Origin of the sequence: Pseudomonas sp. 2024-210 (genome assembly GCF_045062345.1) — a bacterium.
Taxonomy (GTDB): domain Bacteria; phylum Pseudomonadota; class Gammaproteobacteria; order Pseudomonadales; family Pseudomonadaceae; genus Aquipseudomonas.
Genome location: NZ_JBJGEJ010000009.1, coordinates 19,307 through 39,528 on the forward strand (window position 1 = coordinate 19,307; position 20,222 = coordinate 39,528).

At 54.7% G+C, this 20,222-nt stretch carries 21 protein-coding genes, 1 tRNA gene and 2 pseudogenes; 10 read left to right on the plus strand and 14 right to left on the minus strand.

Translation table 11 applies throughout. The annotated features are described in order from the left end of the window. Window positions 1-116: 116 nt before the first annotated feature. Window positions 117-845: a hypothetical protein gene (locus ACI7MX_RS14225; RefSeq protein ID WP_405589462.1), complete on the minus strand. Its 729-nt coding sequence runs from the start codon at window positions 843-845 to the stop codon at window positions 117-119. A 24-nt stretch (window positions 846-869) separates the two neighbouring features. Here ACI7MX_RS14225 and ACI7MX_RS14230 point away from each other — a divergent pair, with 24 nt between their 5' ends. From ACI7MX_RS14230 to ACI7MX_RS14255, 6 genes are read left to right on the plus strand one after another with little or no spacing between them, the layout of a single operon-like run. Further along, a complete protein-coding gene (locus tag ACI7MX_RS14230; RefSeq protein ID WP_405589459.1) occupies window positions 870-1,316 on the plus strand; it encodes a hypothetical protein in 447 nt (148 codons plus the stop codon). Next, a complete protein-coding gene (locus ACI7MX_RS14235; RefSeq protein WP_405589456.1) occupies window positions 1,306-2,886 on the plus strand; it encodes an MBOAT family O-acyltransferase in 1,581 nt (526 codons plus the stop codon). Before ACI7MX_RS14230 ends, ACI7MX_RS14235 begins: the two co-directional genes overlap by 11 nt. A 25-nt stretch (window positions 2,887-2,911) precedes the next feature. Next, on the plus strand, window positions 2,912-3,160 hold the full coding sequence (locus ACI7MX_RS14240; protein WP_314483796.1) for an acyl carrier protein: 249 nt from the start codon (window positions 2,912-2,914) through the stop codon (window positions 3,158-3,160). Window positions 3,161-3,197: 37 nt separating this feature from the next. Further along, on the plus strand, window positions 3,198-4,670 hold the full coding sequence (locus tag ACI7MX_RS14245; protein WP_405589452.1) for an AMP-binding protein: 1,473 nt from the start codon (window positions 3,198-3,200) through the stop codon (window positions 4,668-4,670). Next, a complete protein-coding gene (locus ACI7MX_RS14250; protein ID WP_405589449.1) occupies window positions 4,667-5,326 on the plus strand; it encodes an alginate O-acetyltransferase AlgF in 660 nt (219 codons plus the stop codon). The genes ACI7MX_RS14245 and ACI7MX_RS14250 overlap by 4 nt, the downstream gene beginning before the upstream one ends. Window positions 5,327-5,334: 8 nt before the next feature. Further along, window positions 5,335-6,462 (plus strand): acyl-CoA dehydrogenase family protein, encoded by a 1,128-nt coding sequence (locus ACI7MX_RS14255; protein WP_314483789.1) that lies wholly within the window; start codon window positions 5,335-5,337, stop codon window positions 6,460-6,462. A gap of 42 nt (window positions 6,463-6,504) precedes the next feature. Here the strand turns inward: ACI7MX_RS14255 and ACI7MX_RS14260 are convergent, their stop codons facing one another. The 3 genes from ACI7MX_RS14260 to ACI7MX_RS14270 form a co-directional block, all read right to left on the minus strand. Further along, window positions 6,505-7,515, minus strand: coding sequence for a DUF4434 domain-containing protein (locus ACI7MX_RS14260; RefSeq protein WP_314483787.1), 1,011 nt, complete (start codon window positions 7,513-7,515; stop codon window positions 6,505-6,507). Between the two features lie 119 nt (window positions 7,516-7,634). Further along, on the minus strand, window positions 7,635-8,981 hold the full coding sequence (locus ACI7MX_RS14265) for a glutamine synthetase family protein (RefSeq protein WP_405589506.1): 1,347 nt from the start codon (window positions 8,979-8,981) through the stop codon (window positions 7,635-7,637). Between the two features lie 19 nt (window positions 8,982-9,000). Then, a complete protein-coding gene (locus ACI7MX_RS14270; protein ID WP_314483785.1) occupies window positions 9,001-9,555 on the minus strand; it encodes a cupin domain-containing protein in 555 nt (184 codons plus the stop codon). Between the two features lie 304 nt (window positions 9,556-9,859). On the opposite strand from ACI7MX_RS14270, the gene ACI7MX_RS14275 reads away from it, so the two are divergent. Together ACI7MX_RS14275 and ACI7MX_RS14280 are read left to right on the plus strand one after the other, a co-directional pair. Beyond that, window positions 9,860-9,934: transfer RNA gene (locus ACI7MX_RS14275), tRNA-Gln, on the plus strand. Between the two features lie 226 nt (window positions 9,935-10,160). Continuing rightward, window positions 10,161-11,801 (plus strand): GMC family oxidoreductase, encoded by a 1,641-nt coding sequence (locus ACI7MX_RS14280; protein WP_405589445.1) that lies wholly within the window; start codon window positions 10,161-10,163, stop codon window positions 11,799-11,801. Between the two features lie 333 nt (window positions 11,802-12,134). On the opposite strand, the gene ACI7MX_RS14285 is transcribed toward ACI7MX_RS14280, so the two are convergent. Beyond that, on the minus strand, window positions 12,135-13,022 hold the full coding sequence (locus ACI7MX_RS14285; protein WP_405589442.1) for a serine hydrolase domain-containing protein: 888 nt from the start codon (window positions 13,020-13,022) through the stop codon (window positions 12,135-12,137). A 153-nt stretch (window positions 13,023-13,175) separates the two neighbouring features. Then, a pseudogene (locus tag ACI7MX_RS14290) lies at window positions 13,176-13,338 on the minus strand (peptidase S24); the annotation flags it as partial. A gap of 416 nt (window positions 13,339-13,754) precedes the next feature. Here ACI7MX_RS14290 and ACI7MX_RS14295 point away from each other — a divergent pair. Next, window positions 13,755-14,447, plus strand: a complete 693-nt coding sequence (locus tag ACI7MX_RS14295; protein WP_405589503.1) for an SOS response-associated peptidase family protein — start codon at window positions 13,755-13,757, stop codon at window positions 14,445-14,447. A 405-nt stretch (window positions 14,448-14,852) separates the two neighbouring features. On the opposite strand, the gene ACI7MX_RS14300 is transcribed toward ACI7MX_RS14295, so the two are convergent. The 5 genes and pseudogenes from ACI7MX_RS14300 to ACI7MX_RS14320 all read right to left on the minus strand — a co-directional run bounded on the left by ACI7MX_RS14300 (window position 14,853) and on the right by ACI7MX_RS14320 (window position 17,897). Beyond that, complete coding sequence (locus ACI7MX_RS14300; protein ID WP_405589440.1) at window positions 14,853-15,224, minus strand: hypothetical protein; 372 nt, start codon at window positions 15,222-15,224, stop codon at window positions 14,853-14,855. A 35-nt stretch (window positions 15,225-15,259) separates the two neighbouring features. Next, window positions 15,260-15,583 carry a hypothetical protein gene (locus tag ACI7MX_RS14305; RefSeq protein ID WP_405589437.1) on the minus strand — a complete coding sequence of 108 codons (324 nt, stop codon included), beginning with the start codon at window positions 15,581-15,583 and terminating at the stop codon, window positions 15,260-15,262. 337 nt (window positions 15,584-15,920) lie between these two features. Continuing rightward, a pseudogene (locus tag ACI7MX_RS14310) lies at window positions 15,921-16,013 on the minus strand (glycoside hydrolase family 19 protein); the annotation flags it as partial. 98 nt (window positions 16,014-16,111) lie between these two features. Then, the gene (locus tag ACI7MX_RS14315; RefSeq protein WP_405589508.1) at window positions 16,112-16,318 is read right to left on the minus strand and encodes a hypothetical protein; all 207 of its coding nucleotides are present in this window, start codon (window positions 16,316-16,318) and stop codon (window positions 16,112-16,114) included. A gap of 871 nt (window positions 16,319-17,189) precedes the next feature. Next, window positions 17,190-17,897, minus strand: coding sequence for a DsbA family oxidoreductase (locus tag ACI7MX_RS14320; protein WP_405589434.1), 708 nt, complete (start codon window positions 17,895-17,897; stop codon window positions 17,190-17,192). Window positions 17,898-17,999: 102 nt separating this feature from the next. On the opposite strand from ACI7MX_RS14320, the gene ACI7MX_RS14325 reads away from it, so the two are divergent. Then, complete coding sequence (locus ACI7MX_RS14325; RefSeq protein ID WP_314488254.1) at window positions 18,000-18,695, plus strand: alpha/beta fold hydrolase; 696 nt, start codon at window positions 18,000-18,002, stop codon at window positions 18,693-18,695. 286 nt (window positions 18,696-18,981) lie between these two features. On the opposite strand, the gene ACI7MX_RS14330 is transcribed toward ACI7MX_RS14325, so the two are convergent. From ACI7MX_RS14330 to ACI7MX_RS14340, 3 genes are all read right to left on the minus strand, one after another. Continuing rightward, window positions 18,982-19,410, minus strand: coding sequence for a LexA family protein (locus ACI7MX_RS14330; RefSeq protein ID WP_405589431.1), 429 nt, complete (start codon window positions 19,408-19,410; stop codon window positions 18,982-18,984). A 249-nt stretch (window positions 19,411-19,659) separates the two neighbouring features. Continuing rightward, entirely contained in the window at window positions 19,660-19,803 is a 144-nt protein-coding gene (locus tag ACI7MX_RS14335) for a hypothetical protein (protein ID WP_405589428.1), read from the minus strand. 150 nt (window positions 19,804-19,953) lie between these two features. Next, window positions 19,954-20,214: a bacteriocin immunity protein gene (locus ACI7MX_RS14340; RefSeq protein WP_405589425.1), complete on the minus strand. Its 261-nt coding sequence runs from the start codon at window positions 20,212-20,214 to the stop codon at window positions 19,954-19,956. Between the last annotated feature and the right edge of the window lie 8 nt (window positions 20,215-20,222).

Here is a 20,222-nt window from a genome sequence, read left to right on the forward strand (position 1 = left end):
AAACAACTGTGTGTATGACAACAGTTGACTGGCGAAGGACAAAGACTGGCATAGGATCACAACCCCGTAGCAATCGAAGGCACCTCGGCCATTGCTACGGGGGAGCTAATCATGCCTTACACGTCCGGCTCTGACTCTCGCACTGGCCGTTGGCGGAACTGGTTGACCAGACCAGCGACCGCATCGGCGCCCCGCTCCGCTCCCGCCATCAACGTTTCACCCGCGGCCTGTGCCAGGCTCGCCGCTTTGGGCGGCACGTCTTCCTGAAGGACTTTTACGGCGGCCTCACTGGCCGGGTCGCTCAACGCAGCCACGGCCCCGTAAGCCCCGAAGGACAAGGCCGACAATCCGACGTTGGCGGCACCGTCTGCCGCTGCAATGGCACCAGCGGAAAGCCCAGCCTGCGCAGCCGCCGCGTTGATTGCGCTGCGGGCTGTGGTGGTCAGCGCCCCACCACCGCCCAAGGCCAAACCGTTGGCGGCAAAGCTGCTGGCCGACAGGGCTTTGCCCAGTGACTTGGCGGTGTCGGTCATGATGTCCAGGGGCAATTTAGCCAAACGCTTGCCCCCATTGATCAATGGGTCTCGCGAAGGGCTACAGTCCCTCAGGGTTTCATACTGCTGCTTCCAGTCTTGACGCCCGAACAAATACTCCGGGCCAGCGCGATGGGCATTGAGGTCGTTCTTGCGCATATGCGTGGCATACCCCGCGCCCGCCGCCATCCCGCCAGCGGACGACAAGGCGGTATCGACAGCCGCTGCCGCGTTGGGGTTGTGGGTGGCATGCAACGCGGTGGACACCAGCCCGCGCACCACATTGCGCAAGGTGAACGTCTGGAAGGCCACCGCCGATTCCAGCGCAAGGCTGCCATGCGTAGCGCTCGCCCTGTCGCTTTGAGCGTGCTGCATCACGGGTTCGAGTACGTCGGCCGGGGCCTTGAGCACGCTGGGCCAGAATGGCGTCCGCCGCTGGACAGCGCCAGCCCGGTCAGCATCGACCCAGTTCGCAGCGGCGGCCTTCTGGACGAAACACCGGCGGTGCAAGTGCTGCTGGTGGGCAGTTCAAACGGTCGGCGCAGTGAGTTCGGCGAACGCCTGAGCCAGCAGCTGGGCCAACAAATCTGGAACCAAAGCATGGACGGCGGCCAGTTCAGCGGCGCGCTGCTTGCCTCCCTGAAAAAACGAGAGGCCTGGCCTGCCAGCCTTAAGCTGGTCATTTGGGAGTTTTCCGAAATGGCCCTTTCCCTGCCGCTAAGCGCCGAAGAACGCGCCGTGCTGGCCACTCTGCCAGCACCACGGGACAACCATGCTCTTTAACTCTTATCTGTTTTTATTCCTCTTTCTGCCCATTACGCTGACCGCCCACTACCTGTTCAGCGCCATCAGCCCACGCTTGGCTGCCGTGTGGCTGTGCATCACCTCGTTGGTGTTTTATGGCTGGTGGAACCCGCAATTCGTGATGCTGCTGATGGGCTCGATCGCCTTCAACTACATCATCAGCCAGTGCATCCTCAGCAGCGCCAATAGGCCTCGACTGCAACTGGCGGTGACCACCCTGGGTGTGGCCACCAACATCGCCCTGCTCTTCCACTACAAATACTTCGTTTCCCTGGTGAACTTCGCGGGTGAGCTGGGCTTTGGCAGCGGCCGCATGGACGACATCATCCTGCCGCTGGGCATTTCATTCTTCACCTTTACCCAGATCGGCTTTTTGCTGGACTGCCGGGGCGGCATCGTCAAGGAACGCAGCCTGCTCAGCTATGTGCTGTTCGTGACGTTTTTCCCGCACTTGATTGCCGGCCCCATCCTCCATCACAAAGAAATGATGCCGCAGTTCGCCAAAGCTGAAACCTACCGCTTCCGCTTCGAGAACCTCAGCATTGGCGGCATGCTGTTTGTGATTGGCCTGGCTAAAAAAGTGCTGCTGGCCGACCCCATTGCGGGCTACGCCGACGCAGGCTTCGCGCAACCAGGCGAATTGCAGTTCTGGTCAGCCTGGGGCACCGGGCTGGCCTATGCGCTGCAACTGTACTTCGACTTTTCCGGCTACTCGGATATGGCGTTGGGGCTGGCCAAGATGTTCGGCATCCGCTTCCCGCTGAACTTCTTTTCGCCCTATAAAGCCAGCGGCATCATTGAATTCTGGTCACGGTGGCACATGACCCTCACCCGTTACCTGACCGCCTACCTGTATTACCCGGTGGCGATGGCCGTGTCGCGGTATCGCAGCAAGCACAACTTGCCGGTGGGTACACAAGGCGTCTCAACCCTCGGCGGGTTCGCTGCCGCGGTTATTTTGCCCACCACCTTTACCATGGCGCTGGCGGGTATCTGGCACGGCGCTGGTCTTCAATACCTGATTTTCGGACTGATGCACGCGGCGTACCTGTCGATCAACCATGCCTGGCGGGTCTTTGTGGTGAGCCGCACGCCGATAGCCGAACGCACCAGCAACCGGCTTAAGACCGCAGGCTTTGTGCTACTGACATTTGCCGCCGTCATCTTCGCTCAAGCCTTCTTCAGAGCCTCCAGCACGATGGAAGCCGTGCATTTGGTGGAAGGCATGCTGGGGCTTCGCGGTTTCGACAGCCTGCCCACTGTGCTGTATCCGGCTAACATCAACTGGGCGGACAGCTGGCGCCTGTTTGCAGGCCGTCATCTGGAAACCCTGCATGTACTGGCGCTGCTCGCCATCGTTTGGTGCCTGCCCAATTCGCATCAAATCATGGGCACCCATTCACCGGCGCTGGCCAAACCGCAACCGACCAGCATCGCGTTTCTGCGCTGGGAACCCACCGCTAAATGGCTGGTGATTCTGGCTGGCTTGTTACTGCTTTGCCTGATGAACCTGCACAAGGAAGCGCGCTTCCTCTACTTCCAGTTTTAACCCTTAATCAACGGAGCACTGAACCATGAATCGTCAAGAAATCCTCACCAAGCTGGACGACATTGTCTACAACGTAATCGGCGCCCATGTTGCGCAAGATGCGGCCCTGTCAGACAGCGGACTGGACTCAATGACCAAGGTCGATCTTGCGCTGGCCGTAGGCAAAGCGTTTGGCTGCAGGATTCCAGCGACCGAAATCGACGAGTACCTGGAGTCCATTGACACCCTGGCTGCATTTGTCGAAGAACATCAAAACGCCAGCGCCAAAGCCTGACACACACAGATGTTCGACCACGTTCGGGGGGCTAGGTATGTACTTTGATTTTGATCGTTGTGAATTCGCTGAGCTGGATCAGTTCACCGACGCCCCGGCGTTACGTGATGCCGAACGCGCCATCAACTGGGCGCAGCTGCAAGCGGCTACCCAGGCCTGGCAGGCCCGTGCAACAGCAGCAGGCTTAAAGCCTGAACATGCGCTGGTGATTTCGGGGCATAAACAGATCGATTTCGTTGTCGCCATGCTCGGCTGCTTGCGAATGGGTGTGACGTACGTGCCCGTCGACAGTATCAACCCGCCGGAGCGCCTCAAGCGCATCATCGACCGTGTGGCGGCCGTCAAATGCTACAACGCAGCCCTCGACCGCTTCGAGGACGGTGCTGCTGAACCCTTGCCACTGGCAGAGCCGGGGCTGGCTTACATCATGTTCACATCGGGCAGCACCGGCGAGCCCAAGGGCGTGCAAATCGGCCGTGACAGCGTCGCGCTATTTGCCGGCTGGATCCGCGAGTGCCTGGCACTGGGCCCGCGTCCGGTGTTTATGAACCAGATGCTGTTCAGCTTCGACTTTTCATTGTTCGACCTGTGCGGCGCGCTGGCGTTGGGCGGGTCATGCGTCCTTTGCCCGCGGCAAACCATTGCCAACCCTGAAGCCTTCGTGCGCTACCTGGCCGATAACGGCGTGCAAGTGTGGGCGTCTACACCGGCCTTTGTTCGTCAACAATTCCTCAACGACGACTTCAATGAGGCCCATTTGCCTCAGTTAAAGGCGTTTGTTTTCGGTGCCGAGTCATTATCCCCGGCGATGGCCGAGCAACTGTGGGAACGCTTCCCGAGCGCGCGAATCATCAACTCATACGGCCCCACTGAAGCCACCTGCTCCACCACGTGGGTGGAGATTGAAAGACCTCTCACGGGCGCGCGCAACCCTTTGCCCATTGGCCGCGCCAAACCCTATGCCGAGGTGTTTCTCAAAGACGGTGAGGTCTGTGTCGCGGGCGACCACGTCATGCGTGGCTACTTTGGTCGCCCTGACCTGACCGCGCAAAGTCTGTTCCTGCACAACGGCAAACGTGCCTACCGCACAGGTGACATGGGTGAAATCGATGACCACGGGCTGGTCTACTTTCATGGCCGCCGGGATGATCAGATCAAACTCAATGGTTACCGGATTGAACTGGGTGAAGTGGATGCTGCGCTGACAGGGCTGAATGGCGTTCATGCGGCCGCCACCATCGCCCTGCGCCGTCCCGATGGCACGCTGATACGCATGATTGGTTTCGTGTCCACGCCCAAGACGCTCGAACCCGGTGTCATTGGGCCCTTGCCGCAATCACTGAGCGACTGGAAACAGCAACTGGGCGCACGGCTACCGCCTTATATGATCCCGTCCGAACTGGTGGCATGCGGACAATTCCCCACCAGCGTGTCCGACAAAGTTGATCGCAAACGGCTTGAAGCCCTGTATCGAGAAGCCAATATGCGCCCCATCAAGGAGAAATCATGAAACCCCTCGCCCTGCGCGTCACCCTGTTGTTGGGCGCCTGCCTCGCTGGCCCGGCAATGGCCGAAGGCGTATTGGCACAGCTCTATGCGCCCCGCCCGCCTGAAGGCTCGGCCTTTGTACGTGTGGTCAATCCATCACCCAAAACCGTCAAAGTGCAAGTCAGCAATGGCACGGAACAAGCCATCGGGCCAGCACAAATGGCCAGCCACTACACCGTGGTCAAGGGCGATCAAAGCTTTACCGTCAGCCTCAACGGCAAGCCGGCCGGGCAATTGAAAGTCGCACCTGACAGCTTCAACACGTTGGTGCGACGCAACGGCGAGTTCCAGATTCTGGACGACAGCAAAGGCAACGAGGACGCCCTTAAAGCCGAACTGCGCTTTTACAATCTGGCCAGTAATTGCCCCAAGGGCAGCCTGATTGTGGCAGAGAGCGGCCCCGTCTTGTTTGCCGATGTTGCTCCCCAGACCACGGTGGCTCGCGGTATCAACCCGGTGAGCGCATCATTGACTGCAGGTTGCGGTAAAGCCACCTCCAAAAAACTACCGTTGCCCGCCCTCAAGCCCGGCGATCACTACAGTTTATTTCTGACCGGCAGCGCAGCCGCTCCTGTACTGCGTGGCCAACTCGCCATTACCGAAGGTTACGGAAAGTAGGGAAACTGATGCGCACGATTTTTCGCGACGACCATTTAATGTTTCGCGAGCAGGTTCAACGCTTTATCAGCGAGCGTATTCTGCCGCGCTATCAACAATGGGAAAAAGACGGGATCACTCCGCGCTCGCTCTGGCGCGAAGCGGGCGAACACGGTTTGCTCAACTGCTCAATGCCCGAGCCCTACGGTGCAGGGGGTGACTTTGGCCATGCTGTCGTGGTGATAGAAGAGCTGGCGCGTGCCAATTGTTTGGGCATCGGTTTCTCGATCCATTCGGACATGGTCGCCCCTTATCTGGACCGGCTCGGCACTCAAACCCAAAAAGACCGCTGGCTCCCGGCAATGGCCCGAGGTGAGGTGATCGGCGCTATCGCCATGACCGAGCCCGGCGCAGGCAGTGACGTCAAGGCCATCCGCACGCGGGCCGTTCGCGACGGCGATGAATTCGTCATCAGCGGGCAAAAAACCTGGATCACCAATGGCGTCAATGCCGGGCTGGTAGTTTTACTCGCCAGCACTGATCCCGACATGGGTGCCCGCGGGTTGTCGATATTTTGCGTAGAAGAAGGCCTGCCCGGCTTCAGTAAAGGCCCGGCCATGCTCAAAATTGGCCAGCACGCGCAAGACACCTGTGAACTGTTTTTCGACCAAGTGCGCGTTCCGGCAGACTGTCTGCTGGGCGAACTTAACGCCGGTTTCGAATACATGGGCCAGGAGCTGGCCCGCGAACGCCTGGCCATCGCTTTGCGCGCTGCGGCCTCGGCTGAAGGCATGCTCGAAGAGACCAAGCGCTACACCCGTGAGCGCAAAGTGTTCGGTAAACGGGTGATCGACTACCAGAATAATCGCTTTGTATTGTCCGACGCCAAATCGCGCCTGACCATGCTGCGGGTGTTTCTCGATGACTGTGCACTGCAACTGATGCAAGGCACCCTCGATCCGGTGACCGCCGCAATGGCCAAACTCAACGCGACCGAGATCCAGGGTCAGATTCTCGATGACCTGTTGCAGCTGCATGGCGGCTATGGCTACAGCGCCGAGTACGGCATTGGCCGTGCCTGGGCAGATGCACGGGCGTTGCGAATTCTGGGAGGAAGCAGCGAAATCATGCGCGAAATCATTGGCCGCTCGTTGTAAATAGCAGGCGTGTGGCCCGTCAATCCGGGCCGCACGTTAGGCTCAGAACCAGCCGTTGAGCAGCTTGTCCTTCAGGGCTTTAGCGTATTCATCATCTCCCGTCACCCAAGGCTCGATGGCAAAGGCCACGATGCTCTGTGCCCCGGTATCCTTGGCCCACGCAAACTGACGCTTGACCCTCGAATAATCGGCCGTACGCGCTGTAAATTCGGTGAACTTGGTGCGCTCGGAAGGTAATTGTTCGAACAATTCGATGATCACATCAAAGGGCACGTGCTGCTCACGCAAATACGCGATCAGCGGATTCACCCCATCGAGGTTGTCCCAGCCTGCCACGCCTACCCCGTCCTGCACCATGACGCGCAATTGGGTGCGCTTGAGCAGGGAATGCCACAGCTGCAACAAGGAGCCCTCGGTTTCCAACACGCTGAAGTACGTAGATATGGACGGCACGCCCTGACTGGCCTTTTGTGAAACCTGCGACAGCGCCGTCAGCCAGTTGCCCAGCAATTCTTGGCGCGCCGGGCTGACCCAGCTGTATTGCTCGATCTCATAGGGAATATACCAACCGCTGAACTGCGGATGCATGGGCCACGGCGAGTCGCGCATATAAGCACTGGCGGCCTGGAGCGAACGATTGAACCAGGTCGGTAGCGCCTGCTCATCGCCTGAGGCCATGGCCGCCCACCAGCCATTGTCATAGGGCAGGCCTATGCGCACGTGCAAGCCATATTCTGCGCACGCATCGAGCAAGGCCCGCATGCTCGCGTCAGGGAGCATCCAGTCGCCACCTTCAACCCCTGAGCCGGTCTGGCCAACCCATTGCAAGACCAATTCGGAGCATCCGACCTCCTTGAGGAAGGCCATGCGCTGGCGCCACTCTTCGGGGGGCAGATCTAGATGGCTTTTCCAGAGCTGGAGGAATGTCGAGCGAAATTCGGGCTTGGGCGAGCAGCCGGCCAAAGGCCCCAAAAGCGCCAGAACCGGCGCTGAGATGGCCAGCTTCAGAAGCAGACGTCTTTGACTACAGGGGGCTTGCGGTGAATTTCGCATTGCACGCTCATCACTAAAGACAGTGCGACCTCTCGAAATGTATAAGGGGTCCAATTTTCGAAGCGTAGCGCAGAAATGCAAGACCGCCTGAAAAATGTATATAAATATTCAGAACCGTCTCACATAAACCAGCGATATTCCCTGACGCTAATGTCCTGCATAAACGCCAGATGATCCTGTCGCTTGTTCTCGCAGTACACCTCGACAAACTCCGCTCCCAAACCTTCGCGCAACGCCGGCTGACCTTGCATGGCGCGCACCCCTTCCAGCATTTCCAGGGGAAAAGCAATGCCGCTGCTGCGATCCTCATTGAGTGAGGCAATCGGCTCCTGGCCTGCCGCCAGCCCCTGTTCTAGCCCCACCAGAATCGCAGCCAGTACCAGATAAGGATTGGCATCGGCGCCCGCCAGCCGGTGTTCGATGCGCAGGTTTTTGTCATCCGACTCTGGAATCCGCAGGCAGGCATCGCGATCTTCGTAGCCCCAACTGGCCTGATTGGCGACATTGGTGTTGCCGCCAAAACGGCGTAAGGCATTCAGATTCGGCGCGAAAATCGGCATGCACGCAGGTAACAGTTGCAAACAACCCGCCACCGCATGGCGCAGAGGACGGTGTTGATCGATTGCTAACAGGTTATTGCCCGCCTTGTCGTACAGACTGACATGAACATGCATGCCGCTACCCGGATACTGCACGTAAGGCTTGGCCATGAAACTGGCGCGCAAACCGTGCTTGAGGGCAACGCCCCGCGTGCTGCGGCAAAACAGCGCTGCCCAATCTGCAGCCCGTAAACCATCGTCGAGATGACCGAAATTGATTTCAAACTGACCCGGCCCCAACTCGGCTGTGATCACCGTAGCATCAACACCTTGAGCCCGCGTCGCGCACACCATGGCATCGAGCACCGGTGAAAAACGCGACAAACGTTCAATGTGCATGTTCGGCTGATCGTCGGCGTCTCCGGTCAGCGCGTCTCGCGGGAACTGTGGCAAGCCATCACACAACTGTTTATCGAACAGATAGAACTCCAGTTCGAACGCCACCACCGGATGAATGCCTTTACCCGCCAACCGATCAAGCACTCGGGCCAACACCTCGCGCGGCTCAAACTCAATGGGTTTTTCGGTGCCGTCGGAGCTGATCAGCATCTGCCCCAGCGGCTGCGCCTCCCACGTCACCGGCTTGAGCGTGCCGGGCACCAGACGCCGAACCGCATCGGGATCGCCATCGTTAAAACAGTAATCGCCAATATTGAACAACCCGCCCTGCGTGCCCAGCAGCACACAATTCTGCGGCAGTTTGAGGACACTGCCCGCGGCCACTTTTTCGAGCATGTCCACCGGATAACGTTTGCCGTAAAAATGCCCCGGTATGTCCAGGCAAATAAGGTCGACATAACGAACATCAGGGTAGTGCTGGCGAAAAGTACGCACCTCGGCCAGCAGATCAGAACACGCAGCATCCATCATGGTTATTTCTTCCTGTTCAGGTATAAACCCAAAGCACACGTGTCACATGCTCGGTCAGATTGGCGTAACGGCAGCGGGTATGACTGTCGAATTGAAAACTGTCCCCGGTGTTCAACGTGACCGGCTCACCCTCGTCCAACCACAGCGTTAATTGGCCCTCGATGACATAACCGCCCTGCTCCGAACTGTCGGTCATCGGCCGCTCACCGCTAGTGGCTCCAGCTTGCAGAATGCTTTCGAGCATGGAGAACGCGGCGCCCATTGTCGGCGACACCAAAATGTCAGTAATGCCGTTGGCGAAAAACAGCGTGCGGCGCTCATCGGGGCGAGTCACCCAAGGCACCTGTTTGGGTTTTGGCTGGCGATAAAAATACGTCGTCGGCACACCCAGGGTTTCACTAATAGCCGTCAGGTCAGCCACGGTCGGCTGTGACAAACCGCGCTCAACTTGCGACAAGAACCCCACCGACCGGTCCATTTTGTCCGCCAGCTGCTTTAGCGTGAATTTCTTGTGTTTGCGCAAATCGTGGATAAGGATCGCCAGCGCAGCGATTTCTTCATGCTTGCTCATGACGGCTTCCGGGGGATTTCAGGGCAAATGAAAAACGCTTGAGCAACCACATGAAATTACCATCGTTAAATTTCATGAAAATCTACAGCGTAATTTTCACGCCAGCAAGCGTCCATTTGGGAAAATGGACTTCCACAAACAGACATTTGGACTAAGCAGCTGTTTTTATGAGATTTTTTTCAAAAAAAGCTTTGCAGAATCGTAAAACGTTGGTAAATTGCCGCCCACTCTTAGAGAGAGCCAAACAGGCCTTCTCAAGAGCGCAACATGTCACTTGAGTGCCAGCACTCACTGCAACAGATACAGGGGCGTCGCCAAGCGGTAAGGCAGCAGGTTTTGATCCTGCCATGCGTTGGTTCAAATCCAGCCGCCCCTGCCATTTTCCAGAAACATCCTCGCATCCCCCAAGACCCGCACTCGAATCTGTACTGATTCTGCATGCGGGCTTTCGTGCGCCTGCTTCTTTGCCCCCCCTCCTTCGCCCCCTTGCTCAAGCCCAAATAGTCCGTACGAGGTAAGTCGCGAGCCGGCACCTGTGAAAGGATCAAATGATTCGCGCCTCGCTCACATAGGCCCGCCTTTGAATTCACGCAAGGGAATGATCGTTGACCGAGACCTTTGACTACATCGTGGTGGGCTCCGGCTCGGCGGGAGGCACTTTGGCCGCACGCCTGAGCGAAGACGGTCGCTACCGCATACTGGTGCTGGAAGCCGGCGGCAGTCACAAGCGCTTTCTGGTCAATATGCCTGCGGGATGGGGAGCGATGACCTACAGCCCAACGTTTTCCTGGATGCACACCACCGAACCGGAAAAATACGCGGGCGGGCGCCGCATGATGATGCCCAGAGGCAAAGTGGTCGGCGGCTCTTCGTCCATCAATGGCATGATCTATATCCGCGGGCACGCCCAGGATTACCAAGACTGGGTGACCGCAGGGGCCACTGGCTGGAGCTGGCCCGAACTGCTGCCCCACTTTGTGCGCACCGAAGACCAACAGCACATTCGCAACGCTTGGCACGGACAAGGCGGCCCGCTGGTGGCCAGCGACCCGCCGCACGTGCACCCGGTATCGCACGCCATGCTTGAAGCGGCGGTACAAGCAGGCTTGGTACCGGTAAACGACTTCAACGACGGCAAGGCCCAGGGCGCGGGCTTTTTTCAGGTCAACTTACGCGAGGGTCGACGCTCCTCCATTGCCAGCAACGCTATCGAACCTGCCTTGCGCCGCGCCAATTTAACGCTGGTGACTCGGGCAATGGTGCAACGCATTGTGCTTGAGGGGCGCCGCGCCACTGGCGTGGAATACACCCTGCCCGACGGCAGCCTGCAACGGGTCAAGGCGAGCCGCGAAGTGCTGCTGTGCGCCGGGGCATTACAGTCCCCCCAATTGTTGATGGTGTCAGGCATTGGCCCCGCCTCGCAGCTGGAGGCACTGGGCATTGAAGTCATCGCGGATTTGCCGGGCGTGGGTGAAAACCTTCAAGACCACGTCAGCGCCCCCCTGTGCTGGAAGCTCAAAGCGGGCGTGCGCGGCATGAATCATACCTTTCGCGGCCTTCACCTGGCCGCGTCGGTATTTAAGTACCTGACTCGCCGAACGGGCCCCATGATGAGTGCGCCCGCGCAATTTGGCTGCTACCTCAAAAGCACCCCCGACCTGACCTATAACGATATTCAAGTGTTCGGACTGCCCATGACCGGAGAGCCCGACGCTGACAGCAAGAAACCCCCACAGCCTGACACCTTCGACGGCATGACCCTGGGCCCCTTGCAAGGCCGCCCCTTTTCGCGCGGTCATGTCCGGCTCAAGAGCCGTGACATGAACCAGCACCCAGCAATCACCATGAATTACCTCCACGACGCTCGGGATCGCAGCGCACTGCTCTGGTCGTTTCGCTGGTTACGAGACATGGCGCAACAACCAGCAATGGCGGGCATCATCGACGCCGAAGTAAGGCCCGGCCCTCAGGTGCAAAGCGACGAGCAATGGCTGACCTGGATGGAACCGTTACTCACAACCGCTTACCACCCGGTGGGCACCTGCCGCATGGGCCGCGCCGACGACCCTATGGCCGTCTGCACGCCAGACCTGCGTGTACGTGGGATAGAAGGTTTGCGCGTGATTGACGCGTCCGTCATGCCCAACCTGATCTGTGGCAACACCAATGCCACCACCGTGGTCATCGGCGACAAAGGCGCCGACCTTGTATTGGGCCGCAGCCCGTTGGCAGCGTTACAGCTCTGAAAACCATTTAGTTGCGCCCACGGCGTTGCTTGCTCAAGCATGAAAACCACGTGAGCTCGCAACGAAGTGTGGTTGGTGGGAAAACGCTGGCCTTGGAAATATTTAATTCTGTGATTTGAAACCGGGCAAGCCTTTGACTTAGCACCCTTATTTGATCGACTTTGTGATGCCTTGTGCCGAATCATCTTCACCAGGCTGAGAATAAAAAATCAAATTAGTTGCCCTGAATGGGGGGGGCAATCGTCCACTTGCAGTCGCAGACGAACGACACTTGCGACCCAAAACGGTCATTTGGTAAATCATGAGGCCAACGCCAAAAGGACTTCGACGCTCTCAGCCCCCCTGCCGCAGAACTTGCATCAACTGTTCTACAACAATGGCTTCGACGACACCTTCACTGGCGCCCGCCTCAAATGCAGCGCAACACGCCGATGCGTTATCGTCGCTGATACGGTAGACAGCAATCACACTACCTGGCCCGCAGCCTGTGTGACCGCATAGGGAAAATCCGCCGTCAATCGCCCCGCGCATCACGCCCAAGCCATAGCCCGGCGTGATCCATGGGCGCCCGGGAATCGGGCCGCCCAATATTCGTGCTGTCTGCATGTCCTGGAGCAAGCCCGAGGAGAGCAGATCAGCGCAGAGGAGTCGATCCAGAAATAACGCTGCTTGTGAGATTGGGCCGATCAAAAGGCCGTGATAAACCCAGGCGGGGTCATAATTTGAGGTGCTTCCAAGATGGGTCGCCTGTAAGTCTGCTCGCGTTTTAGCAAAGCGAATGTTCGACAGACCCAGAGGGGCAAGTACCCGTTGTATCAAAGCTTCATCAAGAGTCAGATCGGTTAGCCGTTCAATGAGTTTGCCGATGAGCAAGTAGCCTACATTCGAGTAACGCCAACCAGTTCCGGGACCGTATCGAAGTCGAGTAGCGTCAAGGCGTTGCATCATTTCATTTACCGACCAGGCCGGCTCATTGTTCGTAACGGCGGCATGATACTCAGCGAGTTCACTGTAATCAGCCAGACCGGCCTCATGCTGCAGTAGCTGGCGTAACGTGAAAGGCTGATCAAAAATTGGAGCGTCCAGTTCGATCAGCCCATCACGTACCAAGGTTAGGGTTGTCGCAGCCAAGACTGTTTTCGTAAAACTCCACCAGGGGACCATCGGTTCTAATCGGTCAGGCGTTCGTTGCTGACCATTGGATACGAGCGAACTGAGCATTGGCGTCCTTGGAGTGTTGAGCGAATCGACAGTTCGACAAGATATCTCATTCACTCATCTTCGGAAGAGTGAAAAGTCAGCAGCTTGTACTGTCCTGAATGGCTGCTCTTGGCGGATAACTGCCAGGCAAAAATCCCTCTAATTCGTCGACTCATCAATCTTGACCCGGTAAACGCCAGGCGCTCGAAGGGTCAGGAGCTCGTCAAGCGAGATCTGCTCCTCGATATGATCCGCCGCCGGAGACGGAAAACTTGAAAGAGCACAGGGGTAAGCGAACACCGCCTTCGGCTAATGGACACAGAGAAGTGAGGCTCATGACCCACGCTATTTATTTAGCTGTAAGAACACACAATTAACTGTTCGGTAGGTTGCTGTTCAATTTTTCCTACAAATATTTGGACAGGCGGACATCTACATTTACAGCTTCGGAACCTGATTCAGGGCTTCAGCCAAAGCCAGTAAAACGTCTGTCACATGGGTTACAGCCTCGTCCAACTCATCAAAGGCCTGATGAATAGATTGCTGATCATCCACAGTCTGCTGGCCTCTCAGATGCCTACCTGCACCGCTTTCCTGTTCAAGCGCTTCAATACTTTTGCGCAAGGCCTCTATCTGGTCCGTCAACATTCCAAAATGATCCGGGTGAGAACTTCCCATAATGCGGCCCTCCGATTGAGTAGACGGTTAGAGACTACTATCTGTGCATCCGTTCACTTTCTGGGGATCATTAAAATGTGCGGGCGATTTGTACAGTACCAGGGCGTTGCGGATTATTTGAAGGTGTTGGCAGCGGATAGATTGATCGTCAGCGGTTATGACAATCATCCCATTGGCCGCTACAACATCGCACCCAGCACCCGGGTAAACATTCTCCACAATCAACAGAACAACCTGAGAATCGATTCTGTTCGCTGGGGCTGGGCGCCCTTGTGGGCCAAAGGCAAAAGACCTGATCCGATCAATGCACGAGTCGAGACCGTAACGAACGGCAAGTTTTTTAAACAGCTTTGGCCAGACAGCCGCGCTTTAGTCATGGCTGACGGATGGTATGAGTGGGTCAAAGACCCTGACTACCCGAAAAAGAAACAGCCATACTTCATTCGCCTGAAAACTCAGGCGCCGATGTTTTTCGCGGCGTTGGCCGAGGTTCACACTGGGCTGGAGCCTCATGAAAGGGATGGGTTTGTGATTATCACTGCTGCCAGTGATCAGGGGATGGTCGACATTCATGATCGACGACCCGTGGTGTTCTCTCCCGAGCATGCGCGAGAGTGGATGGAGAACGACCTCGACCAAACAAAAGCTGAAGAGTTGGCGTTGAACTGTTGCCAGCCAACTAAAGACTTTGAGTGGTACCCGGTTGGCAACGCTGTGGGGAATGTAAAAAATCAAGGGCCCGAACTGGTCATGCCGCTGAAGTCATAAACACGAAGATTTGCAGTGGCACTGCGCAGATCCAATGCGGCGCCTGAGATCCATCTGTGATCCGGCACTCTAGGGGGTTTCGTAAAGCGCAGACAACAAAAATGGCCCACCTTTCGGCGCCTTGGAATACTTATACTTTTTACGAACATTGAGTTGTATAAAGCTGAAAAAAAAGGGGAAGGGTTCAGTGCGTTTCAGGAATTACCTAGCCGCCCCCATCCCCGCTCGTAAAGTTCATAAACCTCTGAGAAAACAGATAAATCCAAAATCCTCGAATAGTAAGTAAACTGTTTCGATGCAATAGGGAACGGGGAGCCGTGGGCTCCCCGATTCAGTTTTACGTCATGCATGTCTCACTCAGATTTTCAGGAGCACGGCGCTATGCATGACCCGGCCTATTTGAGGTTATTTTTTACGCTCTATAAAAGGCAGTTCATTGTTGATCAAACCTCGTGATTCAGCATTAGCACACGTGAGAAAGGAAGCACCTACGACCTGATCTTTCTTATTAAAAGCTACGTAAAACGGCGCGCTCTTACTCCCGCTATTCAGTTCAAAATCGTAGCATGTGCCTTGAATATTTTTTGTCGGTTGGATCGCCCTAGGTTTTTTCCCAACTGCCATAACTGAATTTCTCGTAGCCATAGGATCTTCAGTGGCTGCAACAACGAGAGGGTCAGCACCAAAGGATCTTAATGAGCCGACTGCGTCTATAAATGAACAGCCACTCAACAAGACAGTAACAAGCGAAGTGCCTACTAATACTTTAATCCGCATTATTTTTCACGCCACCTTAAAATTGATGCACTGATTTAACATAAACTTACTCTCAGCCGAAAAGGCTCTTTGCTTGGCTCTCGAATAAGCAACAATGTTTTTGTGAGCTTCTTGACTATAGAAGTTTTTTGATCGCCAACCTGTTGCGCAAGTATTTCGCCAACCTTATCAAAACACTTTCTAAGATGGTCGCAATCCCCAGCACTTATTGTTTTATCCGGCGTATTCTTTACACTCACGACAAATTTTTTTAAATTGCCCCTCTCAACTTTTCTTTCCAGCATTGTTTGATAACAAAATTCGTAACATATCGCTTCAATAGAACGTGGCACTCTGCTAGATAAAAATTTAAAGTTCACTCCTAACCCCCTCATATAAAGACACACCTACTGACGCACCTCAACCAAAAGGCACCAGGCCTGCTTCAAAAAAAACCGAGTATCACCCGTGATATCATCACACCTTATCGCGCAGAATATTTACAACTATCAAATATCACCCATACACTCACACCAAAGCTCTTTATCGACAACGAAACGCATTGGCCACAGAAGACTTTTTAGTATTTATCGGGTGATAGCGGGTGCTTATGCATGCGCTGAGTCAAGTTGGGCTCTACAGGACGCATGAACCACGCCGCCGGCGCGGGGGTGGCTTGCACTCCGTCACAACCAGTTGCGGCGGTGACGTCGAGTAGTAGGTGGCCCGGCCTACGGTTTGGATCAGACCGCGGCCGAGATATTTGGAGCCGTCACCCGGTTTGGAGTTGCCCAGATCGGCACGGTGTTCGGGAGGATCTACAGCATTTGCCGCAAGGTGTTGGGCATAGCTTTCTTTAGATAATAAAAACCCGCGCTCGGCGGGCTTCATGGAATCAGCTCAGGTAATTATTGAGGCTGTATACCTCTGATTTTCTCAAGACGCATTGGATAGCCATTCGCTGGCTGAATCACTGTCTCACTTTCAACCGTTTGGATGATCTTGCCATTAGCATCCTTGGTTACAGCAATGGTTTTGCTGTAAGTGCTCTGTACGACACACCCATTCATCAACAATGCTGCGCCTACTAAAGATAAAAAATGGAGGCGGTTCACAGTAGATTTCCTTGCCTAATTAATTTCGGCGCGGACTGTAGCAGGCTTTATGCCATCATCACCATTATAAGATGCACATGTTCTACATGGCTGATGTTGTCTGCTCATCATCGATAAGTAACTCAGAACTTCATCGAGCACATTTCCCGATTCAGCTGGGACTCCATGAAACGTTGTACGCCCTCTGCCTTCGCTGTACGCCAGCAACTCGCCCCTTTCAGCAAGGCCCGGGACGCGGCGCATGCGTATGACCATATTCCGGCCACCAAACGACCCACCTTTCACGAGATCCGCGCTTTGGGCCTTGGCTATATGAGCAGCAGAATTTCCCGCAAGAATACATCCAGGCGCTGATGGGCCATGCAGACGTGAAGATGACCAAACACTATCAAGATGGGCACTCAGAGAAAGGTATCGAGTACCTAGAGGTGGGAGCTGATTTGGCGTTCTGAGGTGGGGGTTTTGCAAATCGCAGACAACAAAAAAGGGCCCACCTTTCGGTGAGTCCTTCTAGACCGCCCAGCAGAGCGGATTTTGTTGGGTAGGCGCGATTGGACTCGAAACAACGACCCCCACCATGTCAAGGTGATCAGATACGGGCACTAAACGTATGATTTATATAGGTTTTATTCAGTTCGATCACAGCCAAAAATCGCTGAATCAGCCTATATAAATCAATAACTTGGCGTTGTATTTTCATACAGTAGTCAGGCTTAACTTTGAGGTATCACAGCTGCCAGCCAGAAGCAGATTTGCACTCACCCCGGGAAATCTAAGGAGGCCGTGGCTTACCCTTCTTCCGGTCTGATGATCTAACAACTCGCCCTTTATTTTTAGAAAAACGATCAGTGGACGGGCCACCCCAGCAGTATCAGGATGAGGGGAGTCGGCAACCGTCAATGTCGCACGCGATCCCGTCTACTGAAGACACCTGTTCGCGGGCTTGCTGTTCAGCCCAGATCTCTCTAATAGCTGTGAGTAGATGGCTCTTTGGCTGTGCACCCACAAAATTGTGCTGACCATCAATTACCATGTGTGGTACAGATCTAATTCCCATCTCGTGGGCGCGATGCTCATCTGCTCGGACATCCTCTGCAAACATATCCGACGCCAGCATTGCTTGCGTCTCGACACGATCCAGTCCCATTTCAGCGGCAATCTCAATCAATACATCATGGTCCGCAAGGGGAAGATTCTGGGTAAAGTAGGCGTTAAACAGCCTTTCGCTCATCTCCAAACCCTTACCATGCCGGAACGCGAATTTGGTCAGTCGGTGAGCATCAAACGTATTGGTATATCGAACACTGTCATAACGCATATCCAAATCGACACGCGCTGCCATTGCAACGATATGGTCGATCATTTCCTGCGCTTGGCCCCTGCTCTTTCCATACTTATGCTCGATTCGACCTAACGTAGTCGTTGTAGCCTCTTTGGCGGCGCTGGGGTCTAATTCGAAAGCTTTGTAAACGACTTCCAGGCTATCAGCGTGCTCGAACTCTTTTAAGGCCTGCTCAAGGTAACGCTTGCCTATGTAGCAGTAAGGGCAGGCGTAATCAGACCAAATTTCGATTCTCATAATTGCCTCCAAATGTGAGTAGCCAGACATCCTTGACTTATCAAGAATTACTCCTAGCATCGATATTTTGTCAATGGGTACTTTTTCAAGTGAGGTGACTGGATGTATTACGAGAATGTTCGTGCGCCGCTTGAATTTGTGACGGGGCTGCGTCCTGAAGCTGCGATTATTCTGTTGCACGGTATGGGCGGCAGTGGACGTGTATTTGAGCCAATCATCCGTCACCTCGACCTGCAGAATTTGGGTGCTGTCCGAGTGGTTTTGCCCAGTGCTCCAATACAGCCCGTACTCTGGGCCGGCGGCGAACGTTTACCGGCTTGGTATGACTTGCGCAGCGCAAACTTTGTTGAGCAGGAAGATGAAACAGGTCTGAGAGCTGGACTGCGCTACTACGAAAGCCTGATACGCAGAGAAATAGATCGTGGAATCAGCCCGCATCGGATAGTGATTGGAGGCTTTTCTCAGGGCGGCGCGTTATCGTTAATGACAGGTATACGGTTCAAGGAACGCTTGGGGGGAGTTTTCGTTTTGTCTGGGTACTTACCGCTAGCGCCCACTACTAAACGTGAGCAGAGCGAGGCTAATCGACAAACCCCTATTTTTTTAGCTCACGGCCAAGAAGACACTATTATTTTGCCAGGACTGGCGATTGCCGCAGGTAACCTGTTGCAAAAACAAGGTCATGAGGTGTCATGGCATAGCTATGTTATGGGGCATACGATTTGCGCTGCCGAACTGGACGACTTGAGTAATTGGTTAAAACAGATTCTGAACCCTGGATTGGTTAGGGCGTCATAGTATTCGTCAGGAAAATTCGACGGGACTTTGTGCTATATCAGCGAAATATAACTGGAACGCTAAATCGCCCCCCCCCAATTATTGAAAAGAATGATACGTAAAGCCGACTTGCACCCCATTCAAGCTGGACTTACTAAGCGCCAGTAAATACTGGGACTTCAGTAACAGGCGCTCGCTGCAACGATGCCCAACCCTGCTGGACAATGAGTAACGATGTCACTCGAAAAGTCACTGTGGCTTTTCAACCTCCTCCGGCGTTCTGCCGAACGAACATATCCCCAAACTTTTATCGTAAATGGCTTCGCACCGTATACGTGATCACACCCCAAACTGAGAATTCATCCCCTTCCAAAATGTGCCTGTCGGGAAACTTGGAATTCTCTGACCTCAGGATTATGGACTTATTACGGATAACCAGCCGCTTGCACAGTGGGTCGTTATTCAATATTTCTACAACGACATGGCCATGAACGGGTTCAATCGCACGATCCACCACAGCCAGATCGCCTGCAAATATGCCGGCACCCTGCATGCTGTCGCCATCAAACTTGACCAGGTACACGCTCGACGCTCGAATACTCAGAAGCTCATCCAGAGAAATTTGCTTCTCAATGTGATCCGCTGCCGGGGACGGGAAGCCTGCGGGCACTTTGAAAGTACACAGGGACAGGCGCACGCCGCCTTCGGCTATTGGACCCAGAGAAGTAAAGCTCATGACGCACGCCTTTCGTTTAAATGTATGAACGTACTGTTAACTGCGTCGGAGATTTTCGGTCAATTCTTCTGTCAGAGATTTCGACGAAGGGATACTGATACGGGCTAAGCTTCGAGCAATGCTCTGTCGCCAAGAGGTCATCACGATGTGCGGACGATTTGTACATTATCAGGGCGTTGCGGATTATTTGAAGGTGCTGGGCACCGACAGATTGGTCGTCAGCGGTTATGACAATCAACCCATCGCCCGCTACAACGTCGCGCTCAGTATAGCCTCGGCGCAGGAATGCACCGCCAGCCGGTTTTCACGGCCAAAACGAGCGCCCAGGGCTCCGTACAGAATGATCTGAACGACTAAAGGCTGGCGGCCGATGAATACTGTTCGAACTGGCATTAACCCTCCTCAGGTACAGGCAGAAAACTAATTGCATTGATCATATGATTAGCTTTTCTATTGGCCACAGCGTTACTTGTCCAAGTCTAAAATCAAGTTGAACGAGCAGCACTGTAGGATTTGCGGGGGAAATATTGGGTAGGTAGATTCTTAAAATTGTGGTTTAAAACCGGGTAAACCGTTGGCTTCGCACCAGTTTTTTATAGTTTTTGTGATGCCTTGTGCTGAGTCATCCGCACCGGGCTTAGAATAAAAAATCAAATCTGTCCCACCTATATCACCTACAAGAAAATCAAAGTGAGACATGAATTCATCTTGATAGTTATCGCTACCAATATCGTCAATCATTTCCTTAACGAACCGTTCAAACTGACGCTCAGTGCAATCACTCAATGCTTTTTTTAATTCCACTTTCACTC

Coding starts and splice junctions, on each gene's coding strand:
- ACI7MX_RS14335 (WP_405589428.1), bottom strand. CDS start 19,803: ATGCCAGTTCGAACAGTATTCATCGGCCGCCAGCCTTTAGTCGTTCAG.
- ACI7MX_RS14260 (WP_314483787.1), bottom strand. CDS start 7,515: ATGCGAAATTCACCGCAAGCCCCCTGTAGTCAAAGACGTCTGCTTCTG.
- ACI7MX_RS14325 (WP_314488254.1), top strand. CDS start 18,000: ATGTATTACGAGAATGTTCGTGCGCCGCTTGAATTTGTGACGGGGCTG.
- ACI7MX_RS14240 (WP_314483796.1), top strand. CDS start 2,912: ATGAATCGTCAAGAAATCCTCACCAAGCTGGACGACATTGTCTACAAC.
- ACI7MX_RS14235 (WP_405589456.1), top strand. CDS start 1,306: ATGCTCTTTAACTCTTATCTGTTTTTATTCCTCTTTCTGCCCATTACG.
- ACI7MX_RS14265 (WP_405589506.1), bottom strand. CDS start 8,981: ATGGATGCTGCGTGTTCTGATCTGCTGGCCGAGGTGCGTACTTTTCGC.
- ACI7MX_RS14245 (WP_405589452.1), top strand. CDS start 3,198: ATGTACTTTGATTTTGATCGTTGTGAATTCGCTGAGCTGGATCAGTTC.
- ACI7MX_RS14330 (WP_405589431.1), bottom strand. CDS start 19,410: ATGAGCTTTACTTCTCTGGGTCCAATAGCCGAAGGCGGCGTGCGCCTG.
- ACI7MX_RS14230 (WP_405589459.1), top strand. CDS start 870: ATGCGTAGCGCTCGCCCTGTCGCTTTGAGCGTGCTGCATCACGGGTTC.
- ACI7MX_RS14285 (WP_405589442.1), bottom strand. CDS start 13,022: ATGCTCAGTTCGCTCGTATCCAATGGTCAGCAACGAACGCCTGACCGA.
- ACI7MX_RS14270 (WP_314483785.1), bottom strand. CDS start 9,555: ATGAGCAAGCATGAAGAAATCGCTGCGCTGGCGATCCTTATCCACGAT.
- ACI7MX_RS14255 (WP_314483789.1), top strand. CDS start 5,335: ATGCGCACGATTTTTCGCGACGACCATTTAATGTTTCGCGAGCAGGTT.
- ACI7MX_RS14320 (WP_405589434.1), bottom strand. CDS start 17,897: ATGAGAATCGAAATTTGGTCTGATTACGCCTGCCCTTACTGCTACATA.
- ACI7MX_RS14250 (WP_405589449.1), top strand. CDS start 4,667: ATGAAACCCCTCGCCCTGCGCGTCACCCTGTTGTTGGGCGCCTGCCTC.
- ACI7MX_RS14300 (WP_405589440.1), bottom strand. CDS start 15,224: ATGCGGATTAAAGTATTAGTAGGCACTTCGCTTGTTACTGTCTTGTTG.
- ACI7MX_RS14295 (WP_405589503.1), top strand. CDS start 13,755: ATGTGCGGGCGATTTGTACAGTACCAGGGCGTTGCGGATTATTTGAAG.